Below are 8,703 nucleotides of genomic sequence, written 5' to 3'. Positions count from 1 at the left end.
TACACCGTCCGCGGGTTCGGCCGCTCCGACGGCCAGGCCGACTTCGCCGGCCCGCTGGACGTCGCCGACGGCAGGAGGGCCCTGGACCACCTCCTGGAACGCGCCGCCGGCCCGGTCACCAGGATCGGCTTCCTCGGCGTCTCGTACGGCGCCGGCATCGGCCTGCTCGTCGCCGCGCACGACCCCCGCGTCGACGCGGTGGCGGCGCTCAGCGCGTGGGGCGACCTCGGCGAGGTCCTGTACGAGAACTCCACCCGCCGCGCAGCCGCCGTACAGGTCCTGCTGGCGTCGGCCGGACGGGCCCGGCTGAGCCCGGAGACGGAGCGGGCCCTGGAGGACGTCCTCGCCGACCGGGACGCCGAAGGCGCCCTGCGGTGGGCGCAGCAGCGCTCCCCGTCCGCGCACGTCAAGGAGTTCAACCGCAGGCGGGTGGCGGTCTTCCTCGCGCACGCCTGGCACGAGACGGTCTTCCCCGCCAACCAGACACTGGGGCTGTTCGGCGAACTCACCGGCCCCAAGCGGATCGACCTGTCCGTCGGCGACCACTGCGGCCCCGAGAGCGCGGGGCTGCTGGGGCTGCCGAGCCCGGTGTGGACGGACGCGCACCGCTGGCTCGACCACCACCTGTGCGGCGCCGCCAACGGGGTGGAGGAGGAGGGTGAGGTGCGCTCCGAGGTGATGTGGAGCCGCGCCCTGGAACCCTCCGCCGCCCTCCCCGCCCCGGGCGGACACGTCCGCCGGCTGTACCTCACGGGCGGCGCCCCGCCGGCCGGATCCGGGGGGCGCGCGGGACTCGGGGGGCCGGGCGGGTTCGGGGGGTTGGGCGGGTTCGGGGGGTTGGACGGCTTTGGGGGGCCGGGCGGGTTCGGGGGGTCGGGCGGGTTCGGGGGGCCCAGCGGCTCCGGGGGGCCGGGCGGCTTCGAGGGACCGACCGGCTTCGGGCGGCTCGCCGGGGAGCCCGAGCACGGCTGGACGGCGGGTGTGCTGTGCGGGGTGGACACCCCGGCCGCCGCGGCCGACGCGGTGGTGCGGTCCGGGTACGCCGAGATGGCCGGCCTCCCGAAGCCGTACCCGGGCGGCGAGATCGGCGCCGCCGCGGCCGCGGCCGTCACCGCCGCCTGGGCCGGGGACCCCGCCGAAGAGACCCTCCGCGTACGGGGCGTCCCCCGCCTGCGGGTGACGTACCGCGCCGCGAACTCCGGCTCCACCTTCGTCGCGTACCTCCTGGACCTGGCCCCGGACGGCTCGGCCCGGCTGATCACCCACGCGCCGTTCAGCGACCTGCACTCCCCGCCGGACAGCCTGATCGGCGCGGACATCGACCTCCAGGCCGCGGCGTACGACGTCCCGCGCGGGCACCGGCTCCTGCTGGTGGCGGCCGCCCGGGACCCCCTGTACGGGGACGCCAACCTGCCGCGCGCGACGCTGGCGTTCACCTCACCGGAGCCGACGCCGTCGTATCTGGAGGTGCCGGTGGGGTGAGGGGCTGAGCGGCTGAGGGCTGAGGGCTGAGGACGGGGCGCAGAATCTATACGGTCGTCCCATACGAACGTATTGAACAATCGTATGGATCCTGGTTATGGTTCTTCACGTCAAGGCGCGAAGGCGCGACCGAACCGCGAAGGGAAGAACCACCATGACCGCGAGCGCCACCCCCACCACCGCCGCCACCCGCTCCGAACTCACCATCCACGGCCGCCGGTTGTCCTACCTCGACTTCGGCGGCACCGGCCGCCCGCTGGTCGCCCTGCACGGCCACCTGTCCGAGGGCGCCACGTTCGCCGGCCTCGCCCGCGCCCTCGGCCCCGAGTGGCGGGTGATCGCCCCGGACCAGCGCGGCCAGGGCGAGTCCGACCGCGCCGCCGACTACACGCGGGAGGGGTACCTCTCGGACGTCGGCGCCCTCCTGGACCACCTGGGGCTGGAGCGCGTCGTCCTGCTCGGCCACTCCCTCGGCGCCATCAACGCCTACCAGTTCGCCGCGCGCCACCCCGAGCGCGTGAGCGCCCTCGTCAACGCCGAGGGCCCGGCCGCGCTCGGGCTGGACGGCTCCAACCCCCTGGCGTTCCTGCTCCAGCTCCCGTACGAGGCCCCGACCCGCGAGGCGCTGGCCGCGGGCCTCGGGCCGGCCGCGCCGTACTTCTCCGACCGGCTCCGGCAGAACGCCGACGGCAGCTGGCGCCTGCCCTTCCACCCCCGGGAGATGTACGACTCCGAGCACCACGTCCACGGCGACCACTGGGCCGACTGGACGGCCTCCACCTGCCCGGCACTGCTCGTGCGCGGCACCCAGGGCGTCATCCCGGCCGACCAGGCCCACGCCATGACGGAACGCCGCCCCGGTACCACCCTGACGGAACTCGACACCGACCACTTCGTCCACACCGCCGCGCCGGAGGCCTTCGCAGCGGCGGTGGCGCGGTTCCTTGAGGGGGTGTGAGGGGCGGGATCCCCTTGGGCGGTCTCAGAGCAGGTTGGGGGCTTCCCGTCAGTCCCATCGTCCTTCCGGTTCGGGCCGGCCCGTCAAGGGCGCTCCTTCGTCGCGTCGCTACGCGATCGCCTTCGGCGACCCTTGACCGACCGACCCGAACCGGAAAGCCGAAAGACTGCCGGGAAACCCCCAAAGAAACGGGACGGACGATCCTTGGAGGAGCGGGCGCCTCAGCGATGAGACGAGGGGCCGGGGCTTGGCCGGCCGGGCATCCGGGCCCTCAACAGCCGCCGCTCCGGGCCGGTGGCGCGACTACCCGCACGAGAAGGCGAACAGAGCAGCGCAGGAAGCCCCCAGACGCGACAGATCGCTACGCGCTCCTCTCGTCTCAGCGTCCGACGACCGCCTCTGGCTGATACCCGCACCAAAAGGCGAACAGAGCAGCCCAGGAGGTGGACAGGCGCGACAGATCGCTACGCGCTCCTCACATCTCGGCGGCCGGCGACCGCCTGTGGCTGATACCCGCACGAGAAGGCGAACAGGACGGCCCAGGGAGCCGAGAGGCGCGACAGATCGCTACGCGCTCCTCTTTTCTCAGCGGATGGCGGCCGTCCTGGGCTGGTGTTCAGGGGGCGATGGGGAGCTGGCGCTTGTGCTCGGTGAGGCGGTAGCGGTTGACGATCGTCTCGTAGGCGCGCGCGTCGACCGGCTTGCCTTCGAGGAAGTCGTCGATGTCGTCGTAGGTGACGCCGAGGGCGTCCTCGTCGGCCTTGCCCGGGTCGAGGGTCTCCAGGTCGGCCGTCGGGGTCTTCCACACCAGCTCGGCGGGGGCGCCCAGGGCGTCGGCGATGGCGCGCACCCGGCGCTTGGTCAGGCCGGTCAGCGGGACCACGTCCGCCGCGCCGTCGCCGAACTTGGTGAAGAACCCGGAAATGGCCTCGGCGGCGTGGTCGGTGCCGACCACCAGGCCCGCGTGCGCGCCGGCCACCGCGTACTGGGCGATCATGCGCTGGCGGGCCTTGATGTTGCCGTGCACGAAGTCCTGGTGGTGCGCGTCGCGGAAGGTCACGCCGGCGGCCGCCGAGGCGTCGAGCGCCGCGTCGCTGGCGGGCTTGATGTCCACGGTGAGGACGTGGTCGGCCTGGATGAAGGAGAGTGCGAGCTGCGCGTCGTGCTCGTCGGCCTGGACGCCGTAGGGCAGCCGCATCGCGTAGAACTGCGCATCGTGCCCCGCCTCGCGGGCCCGCTCGACGGCGAGCTGGCAGAGCCGGCCCGAGGTGGTCGAGTCGACACCGCCGCTGATGCCCAGTACGAGGGACCGCAGACCCGTGGAGGTCAGCCGCTCGGTGAGGAAGGCCACCCGGCGCTCGATCTCCCGCTCGGCCTCGAAGGTCTCGGTGACCTGGAGTTCCCGGGCGATCTCCTGCTGCAGGGCGATGCCGCTCACGTCTGCTCCTTGTTCCGGTTCACGATGTGCCGTCCACCCTAGCGGGAAGGCCCGCGAGGAACCGTCGGGCGGCCCGCACCCCTGCCTCGTCCCGCGCCCAGACTCCCCACTTCACCAAACGCTCCTGGTCGAAGAGCTCCGCGAACGTCCGCCACAGGTGCACCCGGAAACCGTCGGACTCCCACCACCACTCCGTATGGCCCTCCCCGATCAGGGGCAGCCCGGACGCCGCCTCCCACACCCCGGCCGGAGACTGCCCGGGCTTCGGCTCGACCACTGGAATCCAGCTCTCGCATTCCCAGTACAGGGCGTCCGCCTCGATGAGGGCGTCCACATCCGGGAACACCGCCACGTCCCGGCCGAACCGGTACACCACCGCGCCGTCGCCTCGGAGCGTCACGGAGTAGGGATGCGCCACCCCATGACCGATGAACTGCCCCAGCGGCCCGTGTTCCGCGCTCGCCTCGTAGGAGGGCCACGGATGGAACCGGATCTCCTCCTCGAGCGACCACGCCGAAGTCCTGTAGACCAGCCCGCCGTAACGGGCCTGCGCGCGGCGGAGACCGGCAAGGAACACGTCCTTGTCCACCCCCGGAAAGGCGGCGAGCCGCTCGGCGACCTCCGCGTCGCCCGGGTTCGGGATGTTCGGAAACGGAACGGTGCGGGCCCGCGCGGACAGGAAACGCCGCGCCCTGTCGGTCAGTCCACCGGGGGCATCGAGTACGTGCATCACGCCCTCATGATGGGGCTCAGGCTCCCTGGGCCGTCCTGTTCGCCTTCTCGTGCGGGTATCAGCCACAGGCGGTCGCCGGCCGCCGAGATGTGAGGAGCGCGTAGCGATCTGTCGCGCCTGTCCACCTCCTGGGCTGCTCTGTTCGCCTTTTGGTGCGGGTATCAGCCAGAGGCGGTCGTCGGACGCTGAGACGAGAGGAGCGCGTAGCGATCTGTCGCGTCTGGGGGCTTCCTGCGCTGCTCTGTTCGCCTTCTCGTGCGGGTAGTCGCGCCACCGGCCCGGAGCGGCGGCTGTTGAGGGCCCGGATGCCCGGCCGGCCAAGCCCCGGCCCCTCGTCTCATCGCTGAGGCGCCCGCTCCTCCAAGGATCGTCCGTCCCGTTTCTTTGGGGGTTTCCCGGCAGTCTTTCGGCTTTCCGGTTCGGGTCGGTCGGTCAAGGGTCGCCGAAGGCGATCGCGTAGCGACGCGACGAAGGAGCGCCCTTGACGGGCCGGCCCGAACCGGAAGGACGATGGGACTGACGGGAAGCCCCCAACCTGCTCTGAGACCGCCCCGGGGGATACCGCTCCCCCTCAGCCGGCTTCCCCCGGCTCCCTCTGCGACCGGACCGCGCCCATGCTGGCCGCGATCACCAGGGCGATCGCGAGCGCGTCCAGCGGTGACATCGCCTGGCTCAGTACCAGGAAGCCCGCGGTCGCCGCGATGGCCGGTTCGAGGCTCATCAGGATCGCGAAGGTCGGGGCCGGGAGGCGGCGCAGGGCGAGGAGCTCCAGCGTGTACGGGAGCACCGACGACAGCACCGCGACGCCGAGGCCCAGGGCCAGCGTGCTCGGGGTGAGGAGGTCGGAGCCGGCCTCCGCCACGCCCAGCGGGAGCGAGATGACCGCGGCCACTGCCATCGCCAGGGCCAAGCCGTCCGCCTGCGGGAAACGGCGGCCGGTACGGGCGCTGAAGACGATGTACGCCGCCCACATCGCGCCCGCGCCCACCGCGAAGCCGGCACCGAGCGGGTCGAGGCCGCCGAGGCCTCCTCCGCCGTGGCCCGCCAGCAGGGCGACGCCGGCCAGGGCCAGGGCGGCCCACAGCAGGTTCACCAGGCGGCGCGAGACGATCACGGACAGGGCCAGCGGGCCGAGCACCTCCAGGGTGACGGCGGGGCCGAGGGGGATGCGGTCGATGGCCTGGTAGAAGAGGCCGTTCATGCCGGCCATGGCCACGCCGAAGGCGATGACCGTCCCCCAGTCGGAACGCCCGTACCCGCGCACCTTGGGACGGCACAGGACGAGCAGCACCAGCGCGGCGGCCGCGAGCCGCAGCGTGACCACTCCCGCCGCGCCCACCCTGGGCATGACCATCACCGCGAGGGCGGCCCCGAACTGCACCGACACCCCGGCCGAGACCACCAGCGCGACCGGCCCGAGCCGGGAGGCCCGGGCGGGGGCGTAAACCGGACCGGAAACCGGACCGGAAACCGGACCGGAAACCGGAGCGGAAGCCGGAGCGGAAACCGGAGCGGAAGCCTGAACGGCGGTCGTCGGGGACGAAGAGGATGGTGCGGGCATGAATCCAGACTAAGGGGTGCGTAAGGCCCATCAGCGAGTGTGTTGCCTTACATCCCCTGCTCCTCCCCCCAGCCCCCCCGCCAGGACTTCCGCCAGGTGCCGCGCCCGCCGCCCGCCCAGCTGCGCGATCTGGGTGCGGCACGAGAACCCGTCCGCCAGCACCGCGGCGTCCGGCGCGGCCGTGCGCAGCGACGGCAGGAGCTGTTCCTCGGCGCACGCCACCGAGACGGCGTGGTGGCCGGGCTCGAAGCCGAAGTTGCCGGCGAGGCCGCAGCAGCCGCCGCTGAGCTCCCCCGTCAGCCCGGCGCGTGCGCGCAGCCGCCGGTCGGCGGCGTCGCCGAGGACGGCGTGCTGGTGGCAGTGGGTCTGCCCGGCGACGGGCCGGTCCAGTCGGGGCGGGGTCCAGTGGGGGGCGTGCTCCTCCAGGGTCTCCGCGAAGGTGCGGACGGCTGCGGCCAGGCGGTGGGCGCGGGGGTCGTCGGGGAGGAGGGCCGGGAGGTCGGTGCGCAGGGCCGCCGCGCAGCTGGGTTCCAGGACCAGCACGGGTCCGCGTACGCCGTCCAGGTCGTGCAGGGTGTCCAGGTCGTCCAGGGTGCGCCGGAGCACCCTGCGGGCGCGGTCCAGCCGGCCGGTGGAGACGTAGGTCAGCCCGCAGCACATCCGGCCCCGGGCGGGGACGGTGACGCCGAGGCCGGCCGCGGTGAGCACCCGGACGGCGGCCCGGCCGACCTCGGGGGTGAAGTACTCGGTGAAGGTGTCGGGCCACAGGGTCACGCCCGCCCCGCCCCCGGGCTCCCGCGCCTCGAACGCCGGCGGGGCCGAGAGGGACCGCGAGAACGGCACCCCCGCCACCGCCGGCAGCCCCCGCTCCCGGGCCAGCCCCGGCACCCGCAGTACGCGCCCGGCGGCGTTGAGGGGCCCGGCCGCGCGCAGTGCGGCGATCAGCCGGAGCCAGGCGGGGAGGCCGCCCAGGGTGTAGTGCGAGAGGGGACGGAGGCGGCCGGCCCAGTGGCGGTGCAGGAACTCCGCCTTGTACGCGGCGACGTCCACGCCCACGGGGCAGTCGCTGCGGCAGCCCTTGCAGCCGAGGCAGAGGTCCAGGGCCTCGGCGACCTCCGTCGAGCGCCACCCGTCGGTGAGGATCTCCCCGTCCAGCATCTCGTGCAGCAGCCGGGCCCGGCCGCGCGTGGAGTGCCGTTCCTCCCCCGTGACCCGGTACGACGGGCACATCACCTCCGGGCCGCCCGGTTCGGCCGACCGGCACTTGGCGACGCCGACGCAGCGGACGACCTCCTTCCCGAGCGCGGGGCCCTTCGCCGCCACCGCGAACCGGAGGTTCTCGTCCAGCCGGGCCGGGCGGACCAGGATCCCGGGGTTCATGCCTCCCGCCGGGTCCCACAGGTCCTTGTACGCCCCGAACAGCTCCATGACCCGCGGCCCGTACATGCGCGGCAGCAGCTCCGCGCGGGCCTGTCCGTCGCCGTGCTCCCCCGACAGGGAGCCGCCGTGGGCGACGACCAGGTCGGCCAGCTCCTGCGAGAAGGCGCGGAAGCGGGCCCGGCCCTCCGCCGAGACGAGGTCGAAGTCGATCCGGACGTGGACGCAGCCCTCGCCGAAGTGCCCGTACGGGGTCCCGTGCAGCCCGTGCTGCGCCAGCAGGGCCCGGAACTCGCGCAGGTACGCGCCCAGCCGCGCGGGCGGGACGGCGCAGTCCTCCCATCCCGGCCAGGCCATCGCGCCGGACGGGGTGCGGGTGGCGGTGCCCGCCGCGTCCTCGCGGATCCGCCACAGGGCGCGCTGCGCGGCCGGGTCCGTCACCAGGGCCGCGTCGAGCGCGTCGGCCTCCCGCAGCATGCGCCGGCCCGCGTCCTCGTCGGGCATCTCCACGAACAGCCAGGCCCCGCCCCGGGGCAGTCCCGTGGCGCCGCGCACCAGGTCCTCGGCCATGCCCTCCACCGTGAGCGGCCCGTGTCCGAGGAGCCCGGCGGCCGCGTCCGCCGCCGCGCTCTCGTCGGGGTAGCCGAGGACCGCGAGGACGGGTGCGGGCGGCGGTTCCACCAGGCGCACCACCGCCTCGGTGACGACGCCGAGGGTGCCTTCGCCGCCGCAGAAGGCGCGGGCGAGCCGTACGCCCCGTTCGGGGAGGAGGGCGTCGAGGCCGCCGTAGCCGGAGATGCGGCGGGAGAAGGATCCGGCGGCGAGGCCGGTGCGGAGCACGGCGAGGTTGGCGTCGACGAGTTCCCGCAGTCCGGCCGGCGCGCCCGCCCAGCCCGTGCCGATCCGGTGGGCGGCGCCCCCGTAGCGGACCACCGTCAGCTCCTCGACGTTGTCGGCGGTGGTGCCCCAGGCGACGGAGTGGGCGCCGCACGCGTTGTTGCCGATCATCCCGCCGAGGGTGCAGCGGGAGTGGGTGGACGGGTCGGGCCCGAAGGTCAGCCCGTACGGGCGCGCGGCGTCCCGCAGCCGGTCGAGGACGAGCCCGGGCTGGACGACGGCCGTCCGGGCCGCCGGGTCGAGCGACAGCAGGGCGT

6 protein-coding genes are annotated in these 8,703 nt (G+C 74.1%); 2 read left to right on the top strand and 4 right to left on the bottom strand.

The genetic code is table 11. The annotated features are described in order from the left end of the window. Together SSNG_RS44880 and SSNG_RS19590 are read left to right on the top strand one after the other, a co-directional pair. On the top strand, positions 1 to 1,482 hold a 1,482-nt coding region (locus SSNG_RS44880; protein ID WP_050779673.1), incomplete at its 5' end, for a CocE/NonD family hydrolase. Between the two features lie 154 nt (positions 1,483 to 1,636). Then, positions 1,637 to 2,440 carry an alpha/beta hydrolase gene (locus SSNG_RS19590; protein ID WP_007265613.1) on the top strand — a complete coding sequence of 268 codons (804 nt, stop codon included), beginning with the start codon at positions 1,637 to 1,639 and terminating at the stop codon, positions 2,438 to 2,440. 616 nt (positions 2,441 to 3,056) lie between these two features. Here the strand turns inward: SSNG_RS19590 and nadE are convergent. The 4 genes from nadE to SSNG_RS19570 all read right to left on the bottom strand — a co-directional run. Beyond that, positions 3,057 to 3,878 (bottom strand): ammonia-dependent NAD(+) synthetase, encoded by an 822-nt coding sequence (nadE, locus tag SSNG_RS19585; RefSeq protein WP_007265612.1) that lies wholly within the window; start codon positions 3,876 to 3,878, stop codon positions 3,057 to 3,059. A 19-nt stretch (positions 3,879 to 3,897) separates the two neighbouring features. Next, positions 3,898 to 4,611, bottom strand: a complete 714-nt coding sequence (locus tag SSNG_RS19580; RefSeq protein WP_042801411.1) for a hypothetical protein — start codon at positions 4,609 to 4,611, stop codon at positions 3,898 to 3,900. Between the two features lie 571 nt (positions 4,612 to 5,182). Then, entirely contained in the window at positions 5,183 to 6,172 is a 990-nt protein-coding gene (locus SSNG_RS19575) for an EamA family transporter (RefSeq protein WP_007265610.1), read from the bottom strand. 30 nt (positions 6,173 to 6,202) lie between these two features. Beyond that, on the bottom strand, positions 6,203 to 8,703 hold a 2,501-nt coding region (locus SSNG_RS19570), incomplete at its 5' end, for an FAD-binding and (Fe-S)-binding domain-containing protein (protein ID WP_128637041.1).

The sequence above is a fragment of the Streptomyces sp. C genome, from assembly GCF_000158895.1.
GTDB classification, from domain to species: Bacteria; Actinomycetota; Actinomycetes; order Streptomycetales; family Streptomycetaceae; genus Streptomyces; species Streptomyces racemochromogenes.
The sequence above is the reverse complement of the archived record's forward strand: the minus strand, read 5'-3'. Positions and strand labels throughout refer to the sequence as shown.